The sequence below is a fragment of the Streptomyces sp. NPDC005955 genome (assembly GCF_042871255.1).
Classification (GTDB): domain Bacteria; phylum Actinomycetota; class Actinomycetes; order Streptomycetales; family Streptomycetaceae; genus Streptomyces.
In genome coordinates this window covers 889,418-914,542 of record NZ_JBIAIF010000001.1, presented here as the reverse complement: position 1 = coordinate 914,542, position 25,125 = coordinate 889,418, and the positions used below count along the sequence as shown (strand labels likewise).

Sequence of the window (25,125 nt, the reverse complement as noted above, 5' to 3'; positions counted from 1 at the left end):
GCGCCCTGCTGGACGTCCGGGCGACAGGGGCGCGGGGAACTGCGCGAACAGCCACGACGCACCCGCAGGGATCCGCACACGGCGGGGCCCGCGCTGCTGGATTGCGGCGCGGGCCCGGGCGGTGCACTGCGTCAGCTCACGGGGTCTCCTTCGTGACCTCCAGGTCCGCCATCGGCTTCTTCACCGTGCCGCCCGGCGTGCCCGTCGTACTGCTGTTGTTGCCGCTCACGGGGTCCCGGGTCGGCGAGTGGACGGTCGCCGTGTTCCGGATGTCGGTGCCGTCGCCCGTGTAGTCCGGCGCCAGCTTGACCCGGAAGACCCAGGTCACGGACGCGCCGGGGGCGAGGGTCGGCAGCGGGCCGCAGACCACCGTGTCGCCCGACAGACAGTCGTCGTCGGAGGCGACGTACGTCAACGCGGTGGGCAGCACGTCGTGGATCGCGACGTCGTCCGCCTGCGACGGGCCGTTGTTGGTGACCGTCACCTGGTACTCGAAGGTCTCGCCGGGCGCCACCGGGGTCGAGGTGACGGGCCGTTTGACGACCCCGAGGTCCGCCGAGGGCGCGGCGACCGTACCGCCGGGCACGGTGGCCGTGTCGGTGTCGTTCTCGCTCGCCGGGTCGATGTTGTCGGCGGTGACCCGGGCCGTGTTCAGCAGATCGCTGCCGTCGCCCTTGTACGCCGGGTCGACCCGGACCGTCAGCACGTACTCGACCGTCTCGCCGACCCGCAGCGGGGTCGTCCGGCGGCAGGAGACCGCCTGGCCGGACACGGTGCAACCGGCCGGCGACGAGGACACGTACGTCAGTCCGGCGGGCAGGTCGTCGGAGAGCCGGACGTTGAACGCGTCCGCCGAGGGCCCGCCGTTGGTGACCTCGATCCGGTAGGAGAACTGCTGGCCGGGCACCGGGGAGACGCTGCCGACGGGCTCCTTGGTGACCGACAGGTCCGCGTACGGCTGGTTCACCGCACTGCCGGGGAGACCGGCGGCCGGGCTGGTGTTGTTCGCGGGCACCGGGTCGTCGGTGTCGGTGTCGACCACGGCCACGTTCCGGATGTCGGAGCCGTCACCGCGGTACGCCTCGTCGAGCCGGACCGTGAACCGCCAGGTCTTCGACGCGCCGGGGGCGAGCGTCACCTGGGGTCCGCAGCTCACGGCCTGCCCACTGGCGGTGCAGCCGTCCGGCGAGGAGACGAAGGCCAGCGGCCCGGGGAGGGTGTCGGTGGCGGTGACGTTCACCGCGCGCGAGGGGCCGTCGTTGGTGACGGTGACCGCGTACTCGAAGGTCTCGCCGGGCGCGATGACGGTACTGGTCGTCGGCCGCTTGGAGACCCAGATGTCGGCCTGCGGCCGGCTGACCCCGCCGGGCGGCAGGACCGGCGGAGAGGTGTTGTCCCCCGGGTTCGGGTCCTCGGAGTCGGACGTCGAGGTCGCCGTGTTCCGCAGGTCGGTGCCGTTGCCGGTGTACGCGTCGCTCAGCTTCACCCGGAACGTCCACGTCACGGTGTCCCCGGGCGGGAGCACCCCGAGCGGGCCGCAGGTCACGCGCTGCCCGGAGGCCGTGCACGGGTCGCTGGAGGAGACGAACGCGAGGCCGGCGGGCAGGTCGTCGGTCGCGGTGACGTTCCGGGCGTCCGAGGGGCCGGTGTTCTCCACCGCGATCCGGTACTGGAACTCCTCGCCCGGCACGGTCGGCCCGGTCCCGATCGCCGTCTTCACGGTGTTGAGGTCGGAGACGGGGTCGAACGGCCCGGTCGGGGACACCGGGTCGGTCTTGTTGTTGTCGGGGTCGGGGTCCACCGACTCGGAGGAGCCGGTGGCGGTGTTCCCGAGGTCCGAACCGTCGCCCTGGTAGGAGGGGGAGATCCGGACGACGAAGGTCCACGTCTTGCTCTCGCCGACGGTCAGGTGCGGCTCCGGGCCGCAGGTGACGGTCAGCCCGGCGGCCGTGCAGCCGTCCGCCGACGCCACGAACTCCAGCCCCTCGGGCAGGGTGTCCGTGGCCACCACCTCACGCGCCACCGACGGCCCGTTGTTCCGCGCGGTCAGCGTGTACGTGACCAGCCCGCCGGGCGGGGTCGGGGCGGCCGACGCCGCCGGGGCGAGGGTGCCCAGCGAGGTCACCACCCGGGCGGGCGCCGCGCTCGCCGCACCCGCCCCCCACAGGGGCAGGGCGGCACCGGCCAGGACGGCGGCGAGCACGGTTCTCCAGCCGGGTCCCGGGCGCCGCCGCCCGCTTCTGCTGCTCGATCTCATCGCGTATCGGGTCCGTTCCTCAAAGAGTCGGGAGGGGGGCTCAGGCGGTGCCCTTGGTGAGGGTCACGTCGGAGGTGGGCGGGGTGACCCGGGCACCCGGCACGCCCGCGGTACCGCTGTTGTTGCCGGGGTCCGGGTCCCGGGTGGTCGCCGTCGCCGTCGCCGTGTTCCGCAGGGCGGTGCCGTCGGCCGCGTACTCCGGGTCGATCCGGACGCGGAACGTCCAGCGCACCGTGGCGCCGACGGCGAGCGCGGCCACCGGGCCGCAACTCACCGTCCGCCCGGCCGCGGTGCAGCCGTCCGGGGACGACACGAACGTCAACTGCTCGGGCAGCGGGTCCGTGATCCGGACGCCCCGGGCGACCGAGGGGCCCGCGTTGCCGACGGTCACCAGGTAGTCGAAGGTCTGACCGGGGGACACGGGCGCCGTGGTCAGGGGCTGCTTCGCGGTGCGCAGGTCGGCGCGCGGTTCGGTCACTCCGCCGGGCGGGGTCACCGCCGTCGAGGTGTTGTTGGCGGTGTTCGGGTCGGCGACGGCGTGCCGCACGGTCGCCGTGTTGCCGAGGTCGCTCCCGTTCCCGCCGTAGGTGTCGGCCAGCTTCACCCGGAAGGTCCACGACCGGGAGCCGCCCGCGGGCAGGGTGGCCAGGGTGGGACAGGTGACGGTCTGCCCGCTCGCGGTGCACCCGTCGGGCGAGGCGACGAAGGTCAGCCCCGCGGGCAGGGTGTCGGTGATCGCGACGCCACTGCTGGCGGAGGGCCCCGCATTGCTCGCCGTGACCCGGTAGTCGAAGTTCTGGCCCGGGGTGACCGGACCGGTGCCCAGGGCCTCCTTCGTCACCGACACGTCGGCCAGCGCCGTCACCGTGGTGGTCGTGGAGGCGCTGTCGTTGCTCGCGTCGGTGTCGGTCCGGTCGGCGGGGGCGTAGACGGTCGCGGTGTTGGTGAGCGGGCCCGGGGTGCCGGGCGCGGTCCCGCGGATCGTGTACGTCGCCGACCCGCTGCGCAGCAGGTCGGCGGAGGCGGAAACGGCGTTGCCGCTGCCGGAGGGCTGCACGCACCGGCTGCCGGTGGTCGCCGTGCAGGTCCAGGTCACGTTGCTCAGCCCGGGCACGGCGTCCCGGAGCACGGCGCCCAGCACGTTGTTGGCGGCGCTGTTGGAGACGGTGACCGTGTAGGTGACGGGATCGCCCGCGCGGACGGTGGCGGGGCTGCCGGTCTTGGTGACGGACAGGTCGGCCGGCACGTTGATCTTCAGATCGCCGATCTCGTGGATGTTGGTGGCGCCGCCGGTCCCGCCGGAGAACCCGACCTTCAGGCTGGACGGCAGGGCCGGCTGGTTGGCGATGGTGGTCACGTCGTAGTCGGTGACGAGCTGGGTGAGGGCGGTGCCGGGGCCGGTGTCGGACCAGAGGGAGACCAGCAGCCGGCCGCCGCTGGGGGTGACGGTGACCCGCACGGTCCGGTAGTCGCCGCGGCCCCGGGTCTCGACCGTGCCGCCGGGCCCGGCGACCGAGGTGCCGAAGCGGTAGCCGGTGGTGCCGTTGCCGCCGCCGCGCAGCACGATCCGGTTGGCCTGGCTGCCGGGCCCGCCGTTGCCGACGCCGGGGGAGGAGAAGTTGCCGAACTCGTCCAGCCCGATGCCGAGGAACGCGCCGGGCACGCCGGACCGGTTGCAGGGCGGCCCGCCGCCGCACGCGTAACCGAGGGAACCGCCGGGCGCCCCGGTGCCGTTGACCGCATTGCCGTCGGCGAGGAAGAAGGCGAGGCCGTCGCCGCGCCTGCCGTCGAAGGCGGTGCCCCCGTAGGTGGCGTAGGTGAACTCGGCGACGATCCCGAGGTTGGTGGAGAAGGAGTCGTTCATCTCCCAGCCGCCCGCCTGGCTCGCCGCCGCGCTGGTCAGCCGGAGCCAACCGCCGCTCTGGTAGCTGGCGTTGCCGGTGAGGCTGCCGAGGTTGCCGGTCGCGCTGTCGAACGGTTCGTGGACGGGGAAGCTGAGGGCGCGCGGGGCCGCCGCATGGGTCGGCGACGGGGCGAGCAGCAGCGCCAGGACCGTCGTCAGGGCGGTGGCCAGGGCGAGGGCGAACGCCGAAGGGCTCCGGCCGGAGGCGATTCGGCCCCGGGCGGGTCGGCCGCTGGGGTGGCTCATGGCCGGGTGTCCCCCTCCGGGGTGCCGGGGCGCTGTGCGGCCCGCAGCTGTCGACGGGAGAACAGGACGAGGGCGACGCCGGTGCCCAGGGTCGCCCCGCCGGACCAGGGCAGCCAGCCGGGGACCGGCCGCCCGGTCTCCGCCAACTGGTCCGGCACCTGCGGCCGCTGCGGCTTGTGGGGCTTGTGGGGTTTCTGGGGCTTCTCGGGCTGGTGCGGGCCGGTGCCGGGGCGCTCCAGGTAGAGGGGGCCGCCGCCGGGGCCGGTGGTGCCGGGCCGGTTGCTGTTGTTGGCGGGCACGGGGTCACGGGTGAGGGAGGTGACGTGGGCGGTGTTCTCGATCTCGCAGCGACGGTGGTCCGTGTGGCCCCCGCTGCCGCCGCGGAGGGCGTCGCCCTCCCGTACCCGGACGAGGAGTGCGTACGTCACCGACTCCCCGACGGCGAGGCGGGCCCGTACCGGGCACAGGACCGTGCGGTCGTCCTGCGGGGAGAGCGCGCAGCCGTCCGGCGAGGAGACGAAGCCCAGCACGGCCGCGAGCGGGTCGGTGACCCGGACGCCGGTCGCCGCGGCGGGCCCGTCGTTGCGGACGGTGATGCGGTACGTGAACCGGTCGCCGGGCCGCACGGCGTCGGTACGGCCCGGGGGCAGCACCGCGGTCTTGGTCAGGGCGAGGTCCGCCTGACCGGTCCCGCCGGGGAGCGGGACGCCGGTGTGGGTGGCGGTGTTGTTCGCCCGGTCGGGGTCCTCGGTGTCGGAGGTGACGACGGCGACGTTGCTGATGTCGGAGCCGTCGCCGGAGTAGTCGTCGGCGGGGCGGACGGTGAGCAGCCAGGTGTGCGTCTCGCCGACGCCGAGCGCGGCCAGCGGCCCACAGGTGACCGCTCGCCCGACCGCCGCGCAGCCGCCGGAGGACTCGACCAGGACGAGCGCGTCGGGCAGCCGGTCCGTGACGACGACGTCCACGGCCCGGGAGGGGCCGTGGTTCACGACGGAGACGCGATAGGTGAACGTGAAGTCGGTGGCGGTGGCGGTCCCGGGTGTCTTGGTGCCCGTGCCCGGGCCGGTGGGCGTGGGCGCACTGCCCGTCCCGCCCTGCGCGCCGGGTCGTGCCGGGGCCCCGCCGTTCCCGGCGCCCGCCGCACCCGTTGCCGTACCGGACGGGTTCACCGCCGACTCCCAGCGGACCGCGAGATCGGCCCGCCCCGGCGCGCGGGACTGCGTACTGGGTTGTGCAGGGGGCTGTGCACCGGGTCGCGTTCCGCCGACGGGTGCGACGGGTGCGAGGTGCGCGCTCGGGGCGGCGCTGCTGGCGGTCCCCGGTGCCCTACGCGCGGTCCCCGTCGCGTCGGCGCTGCTCGCGGCCACGGGCGGGGCGAACGCGAAGAGCCCCACTCCCAGCGCACAGCAGACCGCGGTCAGCCCGCCGCCGCGTCGGTCGCCCGGTACGGGCCGTCGCCCGGGAATGCGTCTCATGAATGGTGCCCTCCGTGCTCACCGGTCCTTCGTCCACGGACTGCACCTTCCCTCACACCGGGTCATTTCGTCGTATAAACACCACTCAAGTACCCCTTTTGGCCCTCCCCTGACAGTCACTCAGGCGCCGCCCACCCGTGGGGCGACGGGAACTCCGCAACACCCGCAGGAACAAAAGCAGTTGGGGCCGAGGTTGCTCCGGAAGCGTGAACCGCTCACGCATCTACTCGGGGAGTTGGTCGTGCGCGTATTCGTCACGGGAGCGAGCGGGTACATCGGTGGGTCCGTCGCCACCCGCCTGGTCGAAGCAGGACACGAGGTGACGGGACTGGCCCGGACCGAGGACCGCGGGAAGGCGCTCCGGGAGAGCGGGATCACCCCGGTGTTCGGGACGCTGGACGACGCGGACGTACTCGCCCGGGCCGCGCGCGCGGCCGACGCGGTGGTCAACGCCGCGGACAGCGACCACCGCGGCGCGGTCGAGTCGTTCATCGAGGCGCTCGCCGGTACGGGCAAGGTCCTCGTCCACGCCAGCGGCTCCAGCATCGTCGGTGACGACGCCCGCGGCGAGGTCGCGGAACGGACCCACACCGAGGCCGTGCTCTCGCCCGAGGACCCGTGGCGACCCGAGCCCGACAAGGCGCCCCGGGTCGCCATCGACCGGCTGGTCCTGGCCGCGGCGGAACGCGACGTCCGGTCGACCGTGCTGTGCAGCAGCCTGATCTACGGACACGGGTACGGGATCTCCCGCGACAGCGTGCAGATCCCGCGCCTGGTGGACCAGGCCCGCAGGAGCGGGGTCGTCCGGCACATCGGGGCCGGCCGCAACATCTGGTCGACCGTCCACATCGACGACGTCGTGGCCCTGTACCTCCTCGCCCTCGCATCGGCGCCGGCCGGGTCGTTCTACTTCGTCGAGAACGGGGAGGCGTCCTTCGCCGCGATGACCGGCGCCATCGCGGACGCCCTCGGGCTCGGCCCGGCCCAGCCCTGGGACATCGACGCGGCGATCCGGGAGTGGGGGTACGAACCCGCCGTGTACGCCCTCGGCTCGAACAGCCGGGTGCGCGGTACGGGGGCCCGGGAGCAGTTGGGGTGGAAGCCCGAGCACGCCTCCGTCACCGACTGGATCCGCGGGCGTCTGACGGCCAACGAACCCGGCTGAGCCGATCGTCCGCGCGGGTCGGTGTCACCGGATGCCGAGCCACCACACTGCGGCGGCGACCACCGCGGAGCCGGCAGCGGTCCCGGCTCCGCGCACCGCCCCGAACAGCGCGGTGCGCGCCAGCCGCCGAACGGTCCGCATCTGCTTCTGCTGCTTCGTCCTCTTCACGGTGTGCCCCCTCGGGTGGTGTGCCCCGGCTCCGTCCGGCCGGGTGCCGAGCCGAGATTCCCGGCTGCCGGTGCGGGGTGCCCGAAGGAACTGACGGTCCGGCCGGACTGCCTCTAAGCTCGCAGGTCAACGAGGTGTCCGCCGGGGGCGGTACGGACACTGCGGACACGGTCGACAGGGGGGCCGGTGGCGGATCCGGCGCAGGAGCTGAACGAGCAGTTGCGCGCCCTGGAGCAGCGCGCGCAGGTGGCCCGCAAGGCCGCCGCGCAGCCGTGTTCGCGACGGGAGGCCGCGGCCGCGACGGCGCGGACGAAGTACGGGGTCGCCGTGCGCTTCCAGGCCGTCAGCGCCTGGCTCGCCGTACCGCCGAAGCAGGCGACGGTCCCCAGCGCGGCCAGCAGCGAACACGTCCTCGCACTGGTCCAGGTGTGGAGCGGGTGGGCCGGCGAGAAGCTCAACGAGCGGTACTGGCGGAACCTGCTGGACCGGGCACAGGCCCCGTCCGGGCGGGCGGTCCCCGGCGTCGACTGCGAGATCTCGAACGTCCCGGCCGCCGCGGGGTTCGTCGGCCGCACCGCGGCGCTGAACGCCTTGGACTCGGCGTTCGCCAGCCCCGGCGGGGTGGTGCTGCACGCGGTCCACGGGCTGGGCGGGGTCGGCAAGTCCGCGCTCGCCGCGCACTGGGCCGCGCACCGGGCGTCCGCCCGGGTGCGGTGGTGGATCACCGCGGACGGTCCCGAGGCGGTGGACGCGGGCTTGGCGGCGCTGGCCCGCGCACTCCGTCCGGCGCTGGGGGAACTGCCCGCCACCCTCCAGGTCGAGCACGCGGTGCAGTGGCTCGCCGCGCACGACGACTGGTTGCTCGTCCTGGACAACGTCGACCGCGTGGACGACGTCCGGGTCGTGGTCGACCGGCTCCCCGGGCGCGGCCGGGTCCTGGTCACCACCCGGCGCGCCACCGGTTGGCACCGGTACGCCGCGACCGTCCACCTGGACGTCTTCGAGCCGGCCGAGTCCGTCGCCCTGTTCACCGGGGTACTGGCGCACCACGGCACGGACGACGTGGACGGCGTCGAGGACCTGTGCGCTGAGCTGGGGCACCTGGCCCTGGCGGTGGAGCAGGCCGCCGCGTACTGCGCGGAGACCGGGACGAGTCCTCGCGCCTACCTCGCCATGTTGGCGCAGTGGCCCGGTGCGATGTTCGCCGCCGCTGCGGAAGGGGGCGATGCGGAACGCACGGTCGCGCGGGTCTGGCGCCTGACCCTCGACCGTCTGACCGGTACGCCCCTCGCCGGACACCTCCTCCGCGTCCTCGCCTGGTACGCCCCCACCGGCATCCCCCGGGACCTGCTGGACGGCTGCGCCGAACCGCCGCCCGAACTCGCGACGGCGCTCGGCCGCTTGGTCGCGTACAGCATGGTCTCCGACCATCGCGACGGCACCCTGAGCGTCCACCGCCTCGTCCAGGCCCTCGCCCGTACCCCCGACCCCGACGACCCGCACCGCGATGCGGACGCCATCGCGGTCGCCCGTGACCAGGCCGCCGCCCTCGTCGGGGGCGCCTTCCCCGCAGCTGTCGGAGATCCCGTGAACTGGCCCAGGTGCCGGGCACTGCTCCCGCACGTCGACGCCCTCAGTGGTCACCACGGCCCCGAACTCGACACCGTTCACACGGCCCGCGCACTCGACCGCGGAGCCATCTATCGTAAGGGGCAAGGCGTGTTCGCCCCTGCGCTCCCCGCTCTTGAACGTGCCCTCGGCACCCGTGAACGGCTCATGGGCACCGAGCACATCGACACCCTGGTGTCCCGGAACAACCTCGCCACCGCCTACGACTCGGCGGGGGATCCGGGGCGGGCCGCATCCGTGCACGAGCGCTGTGTGGAGGACCATGAGCGGGTGTTGGGCGTCGACCATCCGAACACGTTGGTTTCTCGCAGCAACCTTGCGGAGGCTCTGAGGGCGGTCGGGGATGTGGAGCGGGCGCTGTCCTTGCACGAGGGGGTGCTCCGTGACCGGGAGCGGGTGTTGGGTGCGGATCACCCCGACACCCTGGTGTCCTGGAACAACCTCGCTGGCGTGTACCGAGCGGTGGGTGACCTGAGGCGTTCGCTAGCGCTGTTGGAGCGCAGTGCGGAGGACCATGAGCGGGTGTTGGGCGTCGACCATCCGAACACGTTGACTTCTCGCAACAACCTCGCGGAGGCTCTGAGGGCGGTCGGGGATGTGGAGCGGGCGCTGTCCTTGCACGAGGGACTGCTCCGTGACCGGGAGCGGGTGTTGGGTGCGGATCACCCCGACACCCTGGTGTCCCGGAACAACCTCGCTGGCGTGCACCAAGAGGTGGGGGACCTGGGGCGTGCGCTGGCCCTGTACGAGCGCGCTCTGACGGGCTGCGTCAGGAATCTGGGCACCGACCACCCGCTGACCGTGCTCGTGCGGGGGAACCTGGAACGGGCGCGCGCCCAGCAGCCGTAGCGGGAACCCCGTCACCGCTTCGCGCACAGCGCCGCGTCGAGCAGCGCCTCGGTACGCGCATCGCGGTCCCCCCGTGCGAGGTTCGTGGACCGCAGCACGATCGCCCCGCGCTCGCCCTTCTCGCTGAAGGCGTTCGTGTTGAGGTGGCCGAGGGTCGTGCCGCCGTGACCCCAGGAGCCGCCGCCGCAGCTCAGCCCGCGCCAGAACACGCCGAGCCCCGCGCGTTCGTTCACCGCACTGCCCTCCACGGGCGCCGGCACCGTCTTCTTCATCTCGGCCAGCGACTTCGGTGCGAGGAGCTTGCCGCCGAGCAGGCCCTGCCAGAAGCGGGCGAGGTCGTGGGAGGTGGTGACGAGGTCGCCCGCGGAGTCGCCCCACGTCATGCTGAGCCGGGTGCTGTCGACCAGCTGCCCGCCCGGTTCGAACTGCTGGTATCCCCGGGCGTGCGGCTCGGGCAGCCCGAAGCGCTTGCCGGGGGAGTACGTGTTCCGCAGCCGCAGCGGTTCGGTGATCCGGGCGCGGACCTCCTCGTCCCACTCGTTGCCCGTCACCCGCTTGACGATCATGCCGGCGAGCACGTAACCGGTGTTGGAGTAGCTGAATCGTGCACCCGGTTCGAAGAGCGGGCGGTCCCGCATCGCGAGAGCCACCAGTCGGTGCGGGGTGTAGGCGTCGTACCGGTGCTGCTGGAACGATTCCGCGCTGCGGAGGGCCGGCACGTGGGCGACGTAGTCGGGGAGGCCGGCGGTGTGGTTCAGCAACTGGCGGACCGTGATCCTGTTGCCGTCGTTCCCGTTGCCCTGGACCACGCCGGGCAGCCAGCGTTCGACGGTGTCGTCGAGCCGCATCCTGCGCTCCTCGACCAGTTGCAGGATGACGGTGCTGACGAAGGTCTTGGTGTTGCTGCCCATCCGGAAGTGGCCCTGGTGCGGTACGGGACGGTCGGTGCCGAGTTCGGCGGTTCCGCTGCGCGCGTGGGTCCGCTGCCCGCCGTCGACGAGGGTTCCCTCGGCGCCCACGACCCCGTCCAGCCGGACGATGCCGTCGAGGCCCCGTTGGAGGTCGGCCTTGCCGAAGCCCCGGGTCCCGGTGTCCGAGTGGGCCGCGGCGGCGGTGGCCATCGGCATCGCGAGGGTCGCCAGGCCGACGACGGTCGCGACGGCTGCGCGGACGGTCCCGCGGCGGGCCGCGGAGGCCCGGCACCGGGTGTCAGGAGCGGGGTGGGGTATCGGCCTCGGTGTCCGGCTCATGCTGGTCGCCTCGCTGTGGGGAAGACAGGGTGGAGCAACGCCCGTGTGGGTGTGCGGAGTTGGAGCGTGGCGGGACGGCCGCCGCAAGATCATTCACTCATGGGAAGACGGTGTGGGGCGATGGAGGTTCCCCCCGGGCCGGAAGTGGAGCGAACCCCACCGCCCGACCGGGGGTCCGCAGCACCGTCCGCCCAGCCTCCGCGCCTCGCGTCCGCTCCGTCTCCGGGTTCTCCCGTCAGGGCCACAGCAACTCGCGCCGCCAACCGCCCCCGTCACGTCCCCCGCCGCCGTCCTCGCGGACGTACCGCAGCCGGACGTGCCTCCGGCGTACGTCACCCTGGAAGAACTCGACCTCGTACGCGTCGACCGCGTAGAGCGTCCAGGTCGGCGCGGGCGCATCCGGCCCGGTGAGGGCACGCTCCCAAGCCGCCTCGGATGCGTCGACCAACTCCGCGCGGCTGCCCAGCGGTTCACTCTGCCGTCCGGTCAGTGCGGCGGCGAGCGCCCCGGTGGAGCGGACGCGGAGGCTGTCCCGCGCCTCTTGCGCCGGCAGCACCGTGACGGGGCCGCGCACCCGGATCTGACGTGCCCGCGCCGGCCAGTAGAAGTCGAGCGCCGCGTAGGGGCGTTCAGCGAGCTGGCGGCCCTTGCGGCTGGTCGCGTGCGTGGCGAACAGCCAGCCCCGGGCGTCGACCCCGTGCAACATCACCGTCCGGACGTCGGGCAGACCGTCCGCGTCGGCCGTTGCCAGGGCCATGGTGTGCGGTTCCGTCTGCCCGGCCGCGACCGCGTCCGCGAACCACTCGGTGAACAGTGCGCGGGGCTCCGCGGGGCTCGCCTCCGGGTCGAAGTCCGGGAGTTCCGGCAGGTCCCAGACCCGCAGGGTCCTCAGCAGCGCGTCGAGATCGGTGTCCATGCCCCGAGTATGTCCGTCCGGTCGGAGTCGCTGCCGGACGGGGCGCACGGTGTCCGTGGGGTCAGAACGAACCCAGCGTGAGCGCGTTCCCGTTGACGTCGTGCACCGACACCGCCCCCTTGACCCCGTTCGCCGCGTCCTTCCACCGGTCGAAGGCGCCGGCGAGGGCCTTGGCGGCGCCCGTCGGGTCGGCCACCTCGGTCTTCCCGCCGTTGATGTCCGTCGAGATGTACGCCTCGGCGAGTTCGCCCTGCCAGTCGCCGAGGACCCGCTGTATCCGGGAGGCCGCCGCCTTCTGCTGCTCGTCCCCGTTCGCCTCGATCCAGGTGCGGAACTCGGCGGCCGCCTTCTTCGACCCCGCCGCGTCCGTGTCCTCGGGCAGCTTCGGTTCGGTGAGGGCGGGGGCGTCGGGGGCCTTTTCGCCCTTCGGCTTCGATTCGAGCGGATTGCAGCCGGTGGTGAGCCCGGTGACCAGAAGTGCGGTGAGGGCGCCGGAAGCGAGTCGGGTGAAGCGTGTGGACATGTGCTGAATTCTCCTCGGAAACCGTTCGCGCCCCGTCGGGGACGGGGCGCGAACAGAACGTCACATCAGGCCGCAATCAGAATTTGATGGCGTCGGCCTTGTCATTCCAGTTGCCGCCGTAGGGGTAATCGTAGTCCTTGAAATTCGAGTACAGGCTCCAACCCGAGGCCAGGATCAGGTGCGGGTCGGGCAGGCCGCTGCGGATGTCGTACAGCCACACGCCCCGCTGCGGCCGGTTGACGAACGCGGAGGAGGTCTTGTCGCGGAAGCTCGGCTTGTAGCGGTCCAGGTGCCGGGTCTTGGCGGTGTCGTAGGTGGGCCACTGGAGGCGACGGCCCGTGAAGTCGGCGTGCTCCCAGAGGCACACCCAGGTGCTCGGGCAGTCGCTGTACGCGTTCGTCCCCACGTTCCCCGCACCGGCGGCGGCCTGCGCCGCGCCTTCCCGTGCCGCCTGGGTGGGCGCGTGCTGGGCGAGGTAGGCGTTGGCCTGTGCGTCGGTGTCGAAACAGTGCATGGTCGCGTCCACGCCCACCTCGGCGCACACCTGCGCGGCATCGGGGATGTCCACGTTGTCGGGCACCAGAGCACCCTGGTAGTAGACGCTCGCCGGGTGGGTCGCGGAACTTTCGAGTTCCGCCTCCTCCGCCGGCGTCAGCGTGCCGGAGACCGGCGGCGCCGGATTCGGCACGGGGGCATTGGCGAATGACGGGGTGACGAAGATTCCCGTTGCAGCCATGGTGAAAGCGGCGGTCGTCACAGCAAATCGAGTTCGATTGCGCATGGTGATCCTTCGCTGGTCGGTGTTGGTCAGGCACCGCAAGGGAGTGAGGTCGCGTACGACACCACTCACTCGCCCGCATTCACTGCGCGCAGTTCGATGGAGAACGCGCGCAGGCGGGTCGGCCGTCCCCCACGGCCTCGGCCGTCCCCCACGGCCTCGGCCGTCCCCCACGACCGTTCCGCAAAGATGGCACACACACTCGTGGAATTCAGGGGCGGTGTGTCTTGAATGGCGCTTGACCGAAGCAGCCGGCGCCGCGGACGCCGCGGTACCGCCCGCTGCGGAAGGAACCCGTCCGGAGCGGCTGCCGCAACGCCGTGGCCGCGGAGCCCCCCGGAAGCCGCACACCCGCCCGACCGCAACCCTGTCCGGGGCCGTTCACCGCCCGCCGCCCCAGCCTCTTGCCGGACCAACGGGCGGCGGCCGGGCAGGACGCGACCACAATGGCTCATTGTGCGAACGGGGCCCCCGGCAGGTGGGGGAGCCGTACGACCAGCAGGTCGGGGGTCCTGCTCACTCCTCGGCGAGGAGCCGGGCGGTGGGGGTGCGGCGTTGGATGAGTACGGGGACGAGGGCAGCCGCGGCGGAGAGTGCGGTGCCGGTGGCGATGACTGTGGCGGCGGGGGTGAGGAGGTCGGTGGTGTTGCCGGTGGGTGCTAGCCAGAGGGTGGCGGTGGTGCCGAGGAGGGTTCCGGTGAGGGTGCCGAGGAGGCCGATGAGTGTGCCTTCGGTGAGGACGAGTCGGGTGGTGACGCGTTCGTCCCAGCCGACGGCGCGGAGTAGGGCGAACTCGGCGGCCCGGTCCTGCACCCCGAGGTAGATGACGTCCCCGACGGCGACCGTCGATAGCACCACCATCGTGATGACGGCGGCGGTGTCGGTGGAGCGCACTTGCACGGAGATCGTTTCCCCGAGCAGCGAGCCGGCCAACGTCCCCTGGAAGGTGTAGGTGGCGGCGAGGAGGAGGACGGTTGCGGCGGCGGCGGTGGCGACGGCTGCGGTGCCGAGGAGGGTGCGGCCCCGGGCGCGGGTGGCGCCGGCGAGGGCCATGCCGACGACTCCGGCGAACATCCGGGTGCGTCGCCCGGTGGTGACGGCGGGGCGCAGTGCGGTGACGGGGTGGACGCGGGATGCGAGCCAGGCGGGTATCGCGCCGCTGACTAGCGCAACGGCCAGGGCGACGGGGACGGCGAGGGCGGCCCGCGTGGGCGGTACGTCGATGTCGAGGACGATTCCCGCTGCCCAGGCCACACCGGTTCCGGAGATTCCGGCGATGGTGCCGAGGAGGAGGAGTTCGCCGAGGACGATGGTGAACAGGTGGCGGCGTTGCCAGCCCACCGCGGCCAGCAATCCCAACTCGCCGCGCCGCGACCGTACGGCCGATGCGGCTGCGTTCGCCACGAACAGCGTGCACACCACCAACACCAACACCAACAGCACCAACGACTTCGCGTCCGACGCCTCGATGATCCGGGTGGCGACGTTCTTCTTGCTCCACCACTCGGCGAGCTTCAATTCGGGGCGCCCGTTCTCCCCGGCGGGCAGGACGACGGTACGGGCGGTGGGCGAAGAGCCGAGCACGATGTCGACGTGCAGACCGGTGCGCTTCCGAACCTCCTCCGCCGCGATCCGCACCCGTTCCCGTGACACCTCGTCCGCGCCCGTCACCCCGGCCACCCGTACCCGGATCGCCGACACCGGGGCCAACGACTGCTTTCGCGTCATGTAGCCGTTGTCCGCCAGCCATTGCGTCGACGCCAACGACACCAGCATCAGCGGAGGTTGCTGGACGTAGGAGGCGGGGGAGGCGCCGGGGCGCAGTGCGTCTCCGTCCAGCAGTTTCCGGGAGCGGTCGTCGGCGCCGGTGAGGGCGGGTGCACCGTACGTACCGAGCGGGACCCGGCTCGCCGCGTCGAACTCCGGCAACCGTTCGGCGTCGAAGGTGCCGACGATCTTCGGATGTCCCCTCAGCTGCACCGCCTGCGACTGCTGCGGTACGAGCGTACGGAACCACAGGTCCTGGCCGTCGAGCGGCAGGATCGTCCGGGACAGCGGCGGGCGTTTCACCGAGCGGGGCCGCAGGGTGCCGTCGTCGGCCAGGTCGTAGGTGATCGGCCGGGTGGCCAGGAACCCGGGCAGGACCATGTCGCTGCGCTTGCCGATCGGGTGGTCCAACTGCCGGGCGCCGGCTTCGAACCGCTTGCGCAGGAGCGGTCGGTCCTCGCCGTGCCGGGTCAGGGTCACCCGCACCGCCAGGGCGCTCGCGGCGCGCTCGGACCGGAGCATCGGGAGGGTCGTCTCCACGGACTGGTCGGGCTTCGTCACATGGTGAGGGCCGGCGGGGCTCAGGTACTTGCCCTTGGTGACCGCCTCGTCGAGGCCGAAGAGCTCGGCTTCGGCGACCGGGTCGACGCCCGCGACGAGGTACGACACGGGGAAGTTGAACAGCATCTGGGTCCGGGGCCCCGGCTCGCTCTGCTCGAAGTCGGGCCCCGTCTCGGTGACCTTCGACCAGGACAGGCAGGTGACGGAACTGGACAGTCCGGCAACGTGTTCCGCCTTGCGCATCGTGCCCTTGCACACCTCGCGCCGCTCGCCGGAGGGGAGGACTTCGAAGAAGCGACTGGTGTGGTAGGTGACGGCGCCGCTCGCCTCCGTCTGCTCCACCTTGGGCCCGGGTTCGGCCTCCAGCGGGTGCGGGGTGATGAAGACGGTGTGTGCGCGTTGTTTGATGGTGGAGAGGCCGCGGTCGTATTCCCAGGTCCGGCCGAGGTCGAAGGTGCCTCGGGTGCCCTTGGGGATCAGTTCGGCGAGGTCGACGGCGACCCCGCCGGGCTCCGACGTGTGTCCGAGCATGGCGAGCGGTGCGGCGACGTCGACGCCGGGTGCTTTCCGTACGGTGGCGAGCTGGTCGGTGGTGATGCCGCCGTACACGTCGGAGAGGGAGTTGGGACGTATCAGCCCTTCTGCCTTCTCCAACTCCTGAGCGGAGCCCTTGGGGCGGACGAGGATGTCGTACGCGCCGCGGTTCTTGGCGATGGTGCCGGTGACGGTGAGTCTGCTGGACTCCGTGGTCGCCGTCAGCACCACGAACGACGACACCGCCACGAGGATCCCGACGAGGAGCGCCACGGAACGCGCCCAGTGACGCATCAGATGGTGGTGCATCAAACGGAGCACGGGCCCTCCTCGTCGGGCTCACCTCAGGTGGATCGCGCGGCGGTCAGCACAGGCCGCAGTACTCCCAGCCGCTGCAGTACGAGGAGGGGCAAGCCGACCCGCCCGAGTAGCAGCACCGGACGAACCTCCGACCGGCCGTGCATCGGCCGTCCAAGCGGGCGGTGTTGCAAGCGCCGCTGGAGCAGCTGTAGCAGCCGGCATGTGCTTCGGCTTCGGGCGCCAGCTTGCTGAGCAGGGTATCGCCGAGCTTGGTCAGGAGCTTCACGGGATTCGCCTCTTCTCTTCGTGCGCCGTCGTGGGATGTGCGTCGTCCGGGTTCCGAGGCCGCCTGCTGCCGGCAGTGGCTGAGCGGGAACGCCGCGGGGGCGGGTGTCCCGGTGCCGGATGCGCGGCGGATTCGTGGACGAAGTCCCACGCGTGTGGTGTCGAGTTCCGCGGGACACCACGAACGGCGCTTCTGATTCTGAACTCTTTGGAGTAGACCATTCACTCCGCGTAGTCACAATGTGGTGATCGGCCATGCGACTCAGGCCACCTCCTGTTGCGCGTGTGGTGAAGTGGCGTGCGCAGCGGTCCCGTTCGGCGGCGTCTCCCGGGTGCGTGCCGGGGTGGCCGTCGCCGGTTCGTCCCAGGTCGGCCCCGGGGTGAGGTCCGGTCCGCAGCGGGCGCACGCGGTACGGGTCCGCCCGTCGACCTGTACGGGTAGCCGGGCGGAGGTGGGGCGGGCGCACCGTACGCAACGGTCCGTCCGGCGGCGGGGGACCGGCACGGTCAGCCCTTCCCCGGTCATGCCGTGCTCCCCACCGCGCGCAGCTGCAACGTACGGTCGTCCGCGCGGTGTTCCACGGGCCACCGGAGGGTGAGGACGTGTGCCGGTACGGGCGCGCCCCGGGGCCCCGCCCATACGTCGGTCGGCCCGTCCCACTCGTCCGGGAACAGTGGCTCCGGCTCCCGAACGGTCCCGTACAAGGGCGTAGTTGGCGCGTGCCGTCCCCGCGACGGCCACAGGCGGCTCAGCACCCACAGGACGAACGACCTCAAGGAGCGGCCGCGGGCACCGTGCACCACACCCACCCCTCCCGGTCGACGCCCCAGTCCTCCGCGAGCGCCGCGACGAGCATGAGGCCGCGCCCGTTCTCGTCCCCGGGCCCCGCTGTTCCGACCCGTACCCGGTCCGGTTCGGTGAACCCGCTGCGCACCGCGAGGTCGACCCCCTCGTGCGTGCAGGTGATCCGGACGCGGATGGAGTCGCCGTTCCCGTACAGCAGGGCGTTGGTGACGAGTTCGCTGACGAGCAGCCCCGCGTCGTCCCGCAGGTGCCCCAGGCCCCAGTACCTCAGCCGGGTCTCGGTGAGCCGTCGTACCTGGCCCACCCAGAGCCGGTCGGACGCGGCCGGGAAGGTGCCCGGTCGGAGCGGGGTGCGGTCGAAACAGAACGCGGTCACCGCTGCCGCGTGTGTTCTGCGGGTCGCACGGCCGGTCATGGGTGCGCTGGGCATGGGGAGGTGCCTTCTCTCGTACCGAGGGTGTGAGGGTTCCCCCGCTCGGGCCCTGGCCGGGGACCCGATGGGCACGCGACAGCTGAGGGGGTGCGTGCGCGGGGGCGCGTTGAGTGGAACGGATGCGCTTTCCGTAATCGCTCAACTACAGTCCTGCATCACGCGCATGGCCTGCAAGTGCAATGAGACCTGCGAGCAAAGTGGCACATGCCAGCACGCGGACAGGGCCTCTCGCCCGGCTCACAGGGGGTTCGAGGCCGTGAACATCCGCACGTTGAGCGTTGTCACGAGTCAGGAGAGGACACACACGGTGGCTGCACGACGAGGTCCCACGTTTCGGCGTCGCGCTCTCGGCAAGGAGCTGAGGATGCTCCGGGAGCGGACCGGGATCACCATCAAGGAGGCGGCAACGGGTCTCGGCTTCAGCGAGACGAAGCTGAGCCGAGTGGAGACCGGGCACAACAACCTGCCCAGGGTGGAGGACTTGGAGGGCCTACTCGACCGCTACGGCGTCACGGACATCGATCAGCGTGACACCATGTTGAATCTTCACCGTGAGTCGCTGAGCCGCGATCCGTACGTGAGCTTCCAGAACATGGCGCTGCCGGGCATGCCGATGTACGCCAGCTTGGAGTCCGATGCGCGGGAGATCCGCGCGTGGCATCCCATGTACGTCTTCGGTCTGCTTCAGTGCGAGAGCTACATGAGGGCCCAGTTCACCATCTCGAAACCGGTCAACGAGACAACGACCCAGTTCATCGAGAACAACGTGAGACTACGGATGGAGCGTAAGAATGTCTTGACACGACAGGACGATCCTGTAGCTCTGTGCGTGGTTCTGGACGAGTCCGTCCTGCGTCGAGTGATCGGAAGCCCCGAAGTGATGAAGAGGCAGTACGCGGAACTTCATCGCTTGTGTGCCCTAGACAACGTGACTGTTCAGGTCTTGCCGCTGAGAAATGGGTGCTATCGCGCGGGAAGCGACTTCGCCATTCTGAACTTCGGGGCTTCCATGGATTCGGTGGTCTACATGGATGACTCGACCGGTTTCACCGTTACGGATCGAGAGTTCGACATCCTCCAGTACAACCGTAGGCTTGATGCCATGCGGAGCGAGGCGTTGGGGCCATCGGCCACCCCAGCCCTCCTAGAGAGCCTCGCAAAGGAACTTGAGTCAGCGTGAACACCAGCCTGAAGGACCTTGGAATGCCTGCTGAGCAGCAATGGTTCAAGTCCTCTTACAGTGGATCGGAGGGGAACCTCTGCATAGAGGTCGCGCACCTGGCGCACCGTACCGGTGTCCGCGACTCGAAGGACAGACAACGCCCCGCGCTGTACGTCCCGCACGCGGCCTGGCAGGAGTTCGTGAGGCACGCAGTGGCGATCTTCAACGACCCCCGCTAGGGTGCGTGTTGCTCATTCGAGAGTGAGAAGCACTGGCGACGTGTCCGATGGGGGACAGTGCTTCGGTCTCGATAGGCAATGAGCACCATGAGTCTCTAATCGTCGCAGAGCCTCAGCAGGCCATCCGCAAGCGGTGGTCGAGCTGAGGCTGCCCGCCGACTGGTCGATCACCTTGGTGAAGGGATCGACTGGTGAGGCCGACTTTTCTCGTGCAGGTGCTTCTCACACTCCTGTCCTTCGTGTCGTCACTGCTGGTGGCCGTGGTCGCGGGGGTGCTTTCGCATGCGACCGGGGCGCCGGTAGCCGGTGCGTTGTTGTACGGCGGTGGCGCGTTCATCGGCTGGATGACGCTCTGCGTGATCGTGCTGACGGCACTCGGTCTGCTCGGGCACCACGGTCAACCCGACGAGTGAGGAGCGCCCGGCGCTCAGGGGCACGGCCGGAGTCGGATGGTCCCACCAGACAACCCCGGAGGTCAGAGTTGGCGGGCGAAGATGCGGGCGCCGTTGTGGAAGTGGACGGTGAGCCCGTGGTTGCCGGCGCGCTCGCCCTCGCGAGTGGACCAACGTTCCACGGACGCGATCTCAGCGTTCTCGGACCGGGTCAGCACCGCGGCGAACCACGCCTCGGGAAGGTCGTCCGACTGCGGGGACTCACCCGTGGGCGGGGCCGCGTCGGTCACGGGCGCGTCGTCGAACGAGTCGTGCTTCGCGCCCTCGGGGAGCTGCCCGACGAACTGCCACCGGGTCTCCCCGGTCGCCGTGGTGATGACCACGCCCCGCGGGTGCTGCTTGTCACCTGCTTCGGCGAGGGTCTGCACGCGGCTGGCCGTGGGCTGGTTCTTGACCAGGTCGATGACGAAGTCCGTGAAGCGGCTGGGGCGCATGAGTGGGGTCCCTTCGTGGAAGCCGCGCCAGTCTAGGAGCCGTCCCGCCCCGCCGGAGGACATCGACACATCACGTGCCGAACCCCTGCACGCTTCCTACGGCACCACTGTCACGTGCTCGCGCAACAGCCGGAACCGTACTGGCGGGCACTTCGGCGAACGGGACAGAATCGCCCCATGAGCCTGCGTCTCGGGGATGCGGCGAGCCGTCCGGGCAGGTGGCCCGGTCACGCCGCGGTCGTATGGGGATTGGCCTTCGCCGTGCCGAGCTTCGCCTGGGCCTGGGGGATCGGCCTGACCACCGCATCGACCGCGCTCGCGCCGCCGCTGGTCGAACTGGCCCGCGAGCGCGACCCCGGGTTCATCGCGCTGTTGTGGGCCACGGGCGTGCTCAAGGCCGTGGGCGGACTGCTGGGCGTGGCGCTGGTGTGCCGTCGTGCGTGGGGTCGCGGCACGAACCGGCTGCTGCAACTGGCGGGCTGGGGCGCGACGGTGCTGCTCGTGTGGCACGGGGCGGAGTTCGTGGTGCACGGACTGCTCGTAGAGGCCCACGTCATCGACATCGACCCCGACCTGAGTTCGGTCACCCGCTGGTACACGTACCTGTGGGGTCCGTGGTTCGTTGCGGGCGGCGTCCTCTTCGGGCTCGCCGCGCGGACCCACTTGAGCACGGTGGCGGACCGTGGGGACGCCGTGATCGCGGGGAGGATCGGAGGCTTCGGGGCACTGGCCCTCTCCGCCGCCGCTGCCCTGGCGTCGCGGCTCGGGTGACACCTCTGGAGACCGGAGCGCCGCACCCCGACGCGTCCCGACTCACGTGCCCGCGTCGCGGACCGCGCGCCGTCCCGTGCGGGCGTGGAGGAACACGACGGCCGTGGCCACCGCGGTGGCGACGGCCAGCGCGGTCAGTGCGGTGATGGTCGACGCGTCGGGGGAGGCGAAGGGCTGACCGCGGTGGGTCTGCCAGGTGAGGATGCCGGTCAGGGCCAGGCAGAAGACGCCGGCGATCCAGACCAGGGCGGTGCGGTGCCGGGGTCCGAGCATCCGGGGCCCGAGGGTGAGGAGCAGGCCCAGCAGGGCCAGGGCCTGGAGGGAGTGGACGCCGAAGAAGTGCGGGACGCGCCAGTCCCCGCCCACGGTGCTGAAGTTGGTGACGGGCAGCCCCGGGCCACCGTCCGGCGGACCCACCGTGTGCGCGCCGATGTACGGCATGCCGTGCCCCCGGTCTGCGGCGGCCTCCTGCGCGGGCGTGGCCTGCACCATCAGATAGACCGCGACCATGCTCAGGGTGGTCACCGCCATCCCCAGCCGCAGCGCCCACGCCAGCGCCGGCGGCTCGACCCGTCCCCGTAGCAGCAGGAACACGGTCACCAGGCCGATCGCCAGGAGCACCAGCGAGGCGATCAGCATGAAGACGATCCTGGTGCCGCTGACGACGCTGGTGAAGTTGAAGTGGCTAGTGGTCCCCTCCGCCGTGGCCCAGGTGCCGCCCGCGCCCTCCACGGCCACGCACGCCACCACCGTCCAGCCCATCACCCGCACCGGACGGTCGTGTCCCCGGACGAAGGTCGTCAACCAGATGAGGGTGACGCCGAACAGGCCGAAGGAGAACGCGAACCGTGCGGGTTTCGCCCACGCCGGTTGCCCGGTGATCACCCGCGGGTCGACGGCCAGTCCCACCAGCGCGATCAGGATGAACACGCCGGCGACGACGACCGTTGCGACCATCGGCGGGTTGGCCGCCCACCACCTCCGTACCGGGGCCCACGGCCCGGAGTGCTCCACGACGGATCCGCCGCCCTTCGACTCAGAGGCTCTGGACGAGCCCGACCCCCAGGGCGACGAGTGCCGCGGCGATGAGGAGGGCACCGGCCCGGGTGAGGTGCGTGCCCAGGGACGCGCGTCCTTCGGAGCCGAGGGCCAGGTGCACGAAGAAGCCGCCGGACTGCGCGAGCACCCCGACCAGCAGGAGCACGCCGAAGAGCCAGTCGGTGCCGGACGAGAACTCGGCCTGCGGCAGGTAGAGGAAGTAGACCAGGGAGAGGATCAGCAGCACACCGGCGTGCGCATGACCGGCGCGGAAGGACCGCTCGCGCAACGGGGTGAGCGTGCCCTGCCTGGTGGTGAGGAACTGGAGCAGCGCATGGCCACCGAACTCCACGGTGACCAGGGCGAAGAGCGCGACGATCGGTAGGAGTTCGTACGCTTCCACGACGTGCCGCCTTCGGCCGTGACGGGCAGGGGAACGGGCGGCACGCTACGGCACCCCCCGCTCGCCGCCGGTCGGTGGCGAGCGGACCCGGTGGGGATTCACCCGGACGACACGACGCCGTGGACCGCAGGGTGCCCGTCGGCGCACCGCGGACCAGTAGCGTCGCTGCACATGCGGAAGCCGGTCGTTCTGGGGGCGCTCGTCCTGTCGGTGGCGCTCCTCGGGGCGGCCGCCGAGGGGCCCGTCCTCGCCGCCTCGCCGGGTGCCGGGGACGCTCTGGACCGGTTCAGGAACCAGACCGTCGACTGGACGCGGTGCAGGGACGCGTCGCTCGCCGCGAGCGGGACGGAGTGCGCGCGGATCACCGTGCCGCTCGACTACGGCCAGCCGCGGGGACGCACCATCGAGGTCGCCGTCTCGCGGATCGCGTCGACGGATCCGGTGCGGCGGCGCGGCATCCTCCTGACCAACCCGGGCGGTCCCGCGACCCGGGGCCTGGGCCTGCCGAGGGACCTGCGGACGGTGATGGGCTCCGCGGTGACGGCGGCGTACGACGTCGTCGGCATGGACACCCGGGGGCTCGGCGGGAGCACCCCGGTGGACTGCGGGCTGACCCGGAGCACCTGGCTGCTGCACGCGCCGGGGCCGGACCGGGCGGGGTTCGAGGAGAGCGTACGGCGCTCCCGGGCCGACGCCCGCAGCTGCCGGGAGCGGGCGGCCGACCTGCTGCCCCACCTCTCGACCCGCAACGTCGCCCGGGACGTCGACGTCGTCCGCGGTGCGCTGGGGGAGCGGCGCACCTCGTGGTTCGGCCAGTCGTACGGGGCGTTCCTGGGGGCCACCTACGCCCAGATGTTCCCCGGCCGGGTCGACCGGCTGGTCCTGGACAGCGCACCCGACCCGGCCGAGTACCCGTTCCGGATGGTGCGCCGCCAGGGTCTCGCCAACGAACGGGCGCTGGACGACTTCGCGGCCTGGGTCGCGCCCCGGCACCGTACGTACGGACTCGGTGCCACGCCCGCGGCGGTGCGCGCCGGGGTCGAGGCGGTGGTCGAGCGGGCGGGCGACGAGCCGATCCGGGTCGGTGGGCACCGGGTCGGCGACCGTGAACTGCCGCTGCTGTTCTACCTCCTCCTCGTCCACGACACCGCGGATCCGGAGTTCGCCGACCTGCTGCGGGTCCTGCGGGACGCGGCCGACGGGAAGCCGGTCACGGTGCCGGCCTGGTTGCAGGGGACCCTGGACCTGGTGTTCGCGGGCGCGGGGACGGACCGGGCGGCGGACTACGCGGCGCTCCTGGCGATGGTCTGCGCCGACACGGCGGTGCCCCGGGACCTCGACGGCTACTGGCGGGCGGTGCGGCGCTCCCGGGCCGCGCAGCCGGTCTTCGGGCCGATGACCCACGCCCCGTTCCCCTGCGCGTTCTGGGCGGAGGAACCGCGCGAGCCGCGGACCGTCATCGACAACGGGGTGCCGGCCCTCCAGATCCAGGCGACCGGGGACCCCCGCACCACCTACCGGTCGGGGCTCCGGATGCACCGTGCACTGCGCGCCTCCCGGCTCGTCACGGTGCCGGGCAGGGCGCACACCGTCTACGCGAGCCGCCCGAACGACTGCGTCCGCCGCACGGTCAACACGTATCTGGTGCACGGCACCCTGCCCGCCCGGGACACCGTCTGCCGCGACCGGACGGTGTCCCCTCGACGGCCGGCCCGTTGATCGGCCGGAGGTGCCGCCCTCCCCCTACCGGTTGAGGACCTCCTCGATCTTGTCGGCGACCTGCTCCGCCTGGATGTCGCGGCCCTTGTCGTTGGGGTGCGCGTACCAGGGGAGCTTCTGCGCGTCGCCGATCTGGGAGTCCTCCAGCAGGCCGCCGATGCCCCGGTCCGCGCCGTCGCAGGCCGTACTGCTGCCGGTGCTGGCGTAGAGGTCGACGAAGTCGGCGCCTCCGTCGGCGTCAGCGACTGCCTTCTTCATGACGTCGTTGAGCCGCTGCTGGATGCGGTCCAGGACGGGCAGGGCGTCCTTGGCGGTGTCGGCGAACGGCAGCTGGGTCTGCCCGGGCGCCGGGGTCAGGCACTTGGTGGTGTCCTCGGGCACGAGCCGGGGGTAGCCGACCAGGACGCGCTTGGCATCGGGGGCGAAGTAGCCGATGCGGTCGAGCAGCTCCTCCAGGTCCCCGGTGACCTGCTCGAACTGACCGTCCAGCCACTGCTTTCCGTCTCCGGTGTCGAAGAACTCGGCGCACTGGGAGGCGGGAACGTCCCCGTCCACCGGCTCTCCGGGCAGCAGGACGTGGCCCCGGAGCTCGGCGGAACACTGCTTCAGGATGCGGCTGAAGCCCAGCGTGTTGCCGCCCAAGCTGCCCACCGTCAGCCGCGTGTCCTGCTTGAGGGCGTCCTGCTGCGGCGGGACCTTCATGCCGCCCAACAGCTCCTGTTCCTGCCAGAAGTGCTGGGTGAGGGCGCCTCCGCACGAGACGTCCGCCTGGACGTCGAGCGTGACGTTCTTGTCCGCGAGGCGCCGGGTGGCGACGGCCGGGTAGTCCTCCTTCGCCTGGAAACAGAAGGTCCTCTCGCCCTCTTGGAAGGGGGCGATACCGAAGTTGGCGGTGTAGGAGTCGCCGAAGAAGACGGTCGGTACCGGCTCGGCGGGCGCCGCGCCGGCGCTACCCGCCGGGCCCGCGACCGCCAAACAGCCGGCCAGCGCGACAGCTGCGGCAACCAGCCGCCGCGCCACCGGGGAAGTCGTCGTCCTACGCATGGCTGAAGACATCGATGTG

Annotated in this window: 21 protein-coding genes; 7 read left to right on the top strand and 14 right to left on the bottom strand. The window is 71.8% G+C overall.

Annotated features, from left to right (window positions below; all coding sequences use genetic code 11):
- Positions 1 to 136: 136 nt before the first annotated feature.
- The 3 genes from ACFYOU_RS03885 to ACFYOU_RS03875 all read right to left on the bottom strand — a co-directional run bounded on the left by ACFYOU_RS03885 (position 137) and on the right by ACFYOU_RS03875 (position 5,881).
- Complete coding sequence (locus tag ACFYOU_RS03885) at positions 137 to 2,203, bottom strand: hypothetical protein (RefSeq protein WP_391303342.1); 2,067 nt, start codon at positions 2,201 to 2,203, stop codon at positions 137 to 139.
- 94 nt (positions 2,204 to 2,297) lie between these two features.
- The gene (locus ACFYOU_RS03880; RefSeq protein ID WP_391303340.1) at positions 2,298 to 4,406 is read right to left on the bottom strand and encodes a hypothetical protein; all 2,109 of its coding nucleotides are present in this window, start codon (positions 4,404 to 4,406) and stop codon (positions 2,298 to 2,300) included.
- On the bottom strand, positions 4,403 to 5,881 hold the full coding sequence (locus tag ACFYOU_RS03875) for a hypothetical protein (protein WP_391303338.1): 1,479 nt from the start codon (positions 5,879 to 5,881) through the stop codon (positions 4,403 to 4,405). The genes ACFYOU_RS03880 and ACFYOU_RS03875 overlap by 4 nt, the downstream gene beginning before the upstream one ends.
- A 241-nt stretch (positions 5,882 to 6,122) precedes the next feature.
- On the opposite strand from ACFYOU_RS03875, the gene ACFYOU_RS03870 reads away from it, so the two are divergent.
- Positions 6,123 to 7,046 (top strand): NAD-dependent epimerase/dehydratase family protein, encoded by a 924-nt coding sequence (locus ACFYOU_RS03870; RefSeq protein ID WP_391303336.1) that lies wholly within the window; start codon positions 6,123 to 6,125, stop codon positions 7,044 to 7,046.
- A 24-nt stretch (positions 7,047 to 7,070) separates the two neighbouring features.
- On the opposite strand, the gene ACFYOU_RS03865 is transcribed toward ACFYOU_RS03870, so the two are convergent.
- On the bottom strand, positions 7,071 to 7,214 hold the full coding sequence (locus ACFYOU_RS03865; protein WP_389765669.1) for a hypothetical protein: 144 nt from the start codon (positions 7,212 to 7,214) through the stop codon (positions 7,071 to 7,073).
- Positions 7,215 to 7,400: 186 nt separating this feature from the next.
- Here ACFYOU_RS03865 and ACFYOU_RS03860 point away from each other — a divergent pair, with 186 nt between their 5' ends.
- A complete protein-coding gene (locus tag ACFYOU_RS03860; RefSeq protein WP_391303333.1) occupies positions 7,401 to 9,692 on the top strand; it encodes a tetratricopeptide repeat protein in 2,292 nt (763 codons plus the stop codon).
- Between the two features lie 11 nt (positions 9,693 to 9,703).
- On the opposite strand, the gene ACFYOU_RS03855 is transcribed toward ACFYOU_RS03860, so the two are convergent.
- The 6 genes from ACFYOU_RS03855 to ACFYOU_RS03830 form a co-directional block, all read right to left on the bottom strand.
- Positions 9,704 to 10,942, bottom strand: coding sequence for a serine hydrolase (locus ACFYOU_RS03855; RefSeq protein WP_391303331.1), 1,239 nt, complete (start codon positions 10,940 to 10,942; stop codon positions 9,704 to 9,706).
- A gap of 235 nt (positions 10,943 to 11,177) precedes the next feature.
- Positions 11,178 to 11,858, bottom strand: coding sequence for a pyridoxal 5'-phosphate synthase (locus ACFYOU_RS03850; protein ID WP_391303329.1), 681 nt, complete (start codon positions 11,856 to 11,858; stop codon positions 11,178 to 11,180).
- Positions 11,859 to 11,919: 61 nt separating this feature from the next.
- On the bottom strand, positions 11,920 to 12,381 hold the full coding sequence (locus ACFYOU_RS03845) for a hypothetical protein (RefSeq protein ID WP_391303327.1): 462 nt from the start codon (positions 12,379 to 12,381) through the stop codon (positions 11,920 to 11,922).
- 76 nt (positions 12,382 to 12,457) lie between these two features.
- Positions 12,458 to 13,117: a peptidase inhibitor family I36 protein gene (locus ACFYOU_RS03840; protein ID WP_391303325.1), complete on the bottom strand. Its 660-nt coding sequence runs from the start codon at positions 13,115 to 13,117 to the stop codon at positions 12,458 to 12,460.
- 558 nt (positions 13,118 to 13,675) lie between these two features.
- The gene (locus tag ACFYOU_RS03835) at positions 13,676 to 16,342 is read right to left on the bottom strand and encodes an FtsX-like permease family protein (protein ID WP_391303323.1); all 2,667 of its coding nucleotides are present in this window, start codon (positions 16,340 to 16,342) and stop codon (positions 13,676 to 13,678) included.
- Between the two features lie 1,037 nt (positions 16,343 to 17,379).
- Entirely contained in the window at positions 17,380 to 17,841 is a 462-nt protein-coding gene (locus tag ACFYOU_RS03830; RefSeq protein WP_385494022.1) for an ATP-binding protein, read from the bottom strand.
- A gap of 259 nt (positions 17,842 to 18,100) precedes the next feature.
- Between ACFYOU_RS03830 and ACFYOU_RS03825 the strand changes: the two genes are divergently transcribed.
- The 3 genes from ACFYOU_RS03825 to ACFYOU_RS03815 all read left to right on the top strand — a co-directional run bounded on the left by ACFYOU_RS03825 (position 18,101) and on the right by ACFYOU_RS03815 (position 19,658).
- Positions 18,101 to 19,024, top strand: coding sequence for a Scr1 family TA system antitoxin-like transcriptional regulator (locus tag ACFYOU_RS03825; protein WP_391303320.1), 924 nt, complete (start codon positions 18,101 to 18,103; stop codon positions 19,022 to 19,024).
- A gap of 23 nt (positions 19,025 to 19,047) precedes the next feature.
- Entirely contained in the window at positions 19,048 to 19,245 is a 198-nt protein-coding gene (locus ACFYOU_RS03820; RefSeq protein WP_391303318.1) for a DUF397 domain-containing protein, read from the top strand.
- 215 nt (positions 19,246 to 19,460) lie between these two features.
- Positions 19,461 to 19,658 carry a hypothetical protein gene (locus ACFYOU_RS03815; protein WP_391303316.1) on the top strand — a complete coding sequence of 66 codons (198 nt, stop codon included), beginning with the start codon at positions 19,461 to 19,463 and terminating at the stop codon, positions 19,656 to 19,658.
- A 62-nt stretch (positions 19,659 to 19,720) separates the two neighbouring features.
- Here ACFYOU_RS03815 and ACFYOU_RS03810 read toward each other — a convergent pair whose 3' ends face one another.
- Positions 19,721 to 20,131: a hypothetical protein gene (locus ACFYOU_RS03810; RefSeq protein WP_391303314.1), complete on the bottom strand. Its 411-nt coding sequence runs from the start codon at positions 20,129 to 20,131 to the stop codon at positions 19,721 to 19,723.
- A 177-nt stretch (positions 20,132 to 20,308) separates the two neighbouring features.
- Between ACFYOU_RS03810 and ACFYOU_RS03805 the strand changes: the two genes are divergently transcribed.
- Entirely contained in the window at positions 20,309 to 20,902 is a 594-nt protein-coding gene (locus ACFYOU_RS03805; RefSeq protein WP_391303312.1) for a DUF3995 domain-containing protein, read from the top strand.
- 42 nt (positions 20,903 to 20,944) lie between these two features.
- On the opposite strand, the gene ACFYOU_RS03800 is transcribed toward ACFYOU_RS03805, so the two are convergent.
- Positions 20,945 to 21,859 carry a hypothetical protein gene (locus ACFYOU_RS03800; RefSeq protein WP_391303310.1) on the bottom strand — a complete coding sequence of 305 codons (915 nt, stop codon included), beginning with the start codon at positions 21,857 to 21,859 and terminating at the stop codon, positions 20,945 to 20,947.
- 79 nt (positions 21,860 to 21,938) lie between these two features.
- A complete protein-coding gene (locus ACFYOU_RS03795; RefSeq protein ID WP_391303307.1) occupies positions 21,939 to 22,343 on the bottom strand; it encodes a hypothetical protein in 405 nt (134 codons plus the stop codon).
- 171 nt (positions 22,344 to 22,514) lie between these two features.
- On the opposite strand from ACFYOU_RS03795, the gene ACFYOU_RS03790 reads away from it, so the two are divergent.
- A complete protein-coding gene (locus ACFYOU_RS03790) occupies positions 22,515 to 24,062 on the top strand; it encodes an alpha/beta fold hydrolase (protein WP_391303305.1) in 1,548 nt (515 codons plus the stop codon).
- 24 nt (positions 24,063 to 24,086) lie between these two features.
- Here ACFYOU_RS03790 and ACFYOU_RS03785 read toward each other — a convergent pair whose 3' ends face one another.
- Entirely contained in the window at positions 24,087 to 25,106 is a 1,020-nt protein-coding gene (locus ACFYOU_RS03785) for a GDSL-type esterase/lipase family protein (protein WP_391303303.1), read from the bottom strand.
- Positions 25,107 to 25,125: the final 19 nt, after the last annotated feature.

Coding starts and splice junctions, on each gene's coding strand:
- ACFYOU_RS03875 (WP_391303338.1), bottom strand. CDS start 5,881: ATGAGACGCATTCCCGGGCGACGGCCCGTACCGGGCGACCGACGCGGC.
- ACFYOU_RS03810 (WP_391303314.1), bottom strand. CDS start 20,131: ATGCGCCCCAGCCGCTTCACGGACTTCGTCATCGACCTGGTCAAGAAC.
- ACFYOU_RS03790 (WP_391303305.1), top strand. CDS start 22,515: ATGCGGAAGCCGGTCGTTCTGGGGGCGCTCGTCCTGTCGGTGGCGCTC.
- ACFYOU_RS03880 (WP_391303340.1), bottom strand. CDS start 4,406: ATGAGCCACCCCAGCGGCCGACCCGCCCGGGGCCGAATCGCCTCCGGC.
- ACFYOU_RS03820 (WP_391303318.1), top strand. CDS start 19,048: ATGCCTGCTGAGCAGCAATGGTTCAAGTCCTCTTACAGTGGATCGGAG.
- ACFYOU_RS03850 (WP_391303329.1), bottom strand. CDS start 11,858: ATGGACACCGATCTCGACGCGCTGCTGAGGACCCTGCGGGTCTGGGAC.
- ACFYOU_RS03840 (WP_391303325.1), bottom strand. CDS start 13,117: ATGGCTGCAACGGGAATCTTCGTCACCCCGTCATTCGCCAATGCCCCC.
- ACFYOU_RS03845 (WP_391303327.1), bottom strand. CDS start 12,381: ATGTCCACACGCTTCACCCGACTCGCTTCCGGCGCCCTCACCGCACTT.
- ACFYOU_RS03830 (WP_385494022.1), bottom strand. CDS start 17,841: ATGCCCAGCGCACCCATGACCGGCCGTGCGACCCGCAGAACACACGCG.
- ACFYOU_RS03805 (WP_391303312.1), top strand. CDS start 20,309: ATGAGCCTGCGTCTCGGGGATGCGGCGAGCCGTCCGGGCAGGTGGCCC.
- ACFYOU_RS03855 (WP_391303331.1), bottom strand. CDS start 10,942: ATGAGCCGGACACCGAGGCCGATACCCCACCCCGCTCCTGACACCCGG.
- ACFYOU_RS03800 (WP_391303310.1), bottom strand. CDS start 21,859: ATGGTCGCAACGGTCGTCGTCGCCGGCGTGTTCATCCTGATCGCGCTG.
- ACFYOU_RS03785 (WP_391303303.1), bottom strand. CDS start 25,106: ATGCGTAGGACGACGACTTCCCCGGTGGCGCGGCGGCTGGTTGCCGCA.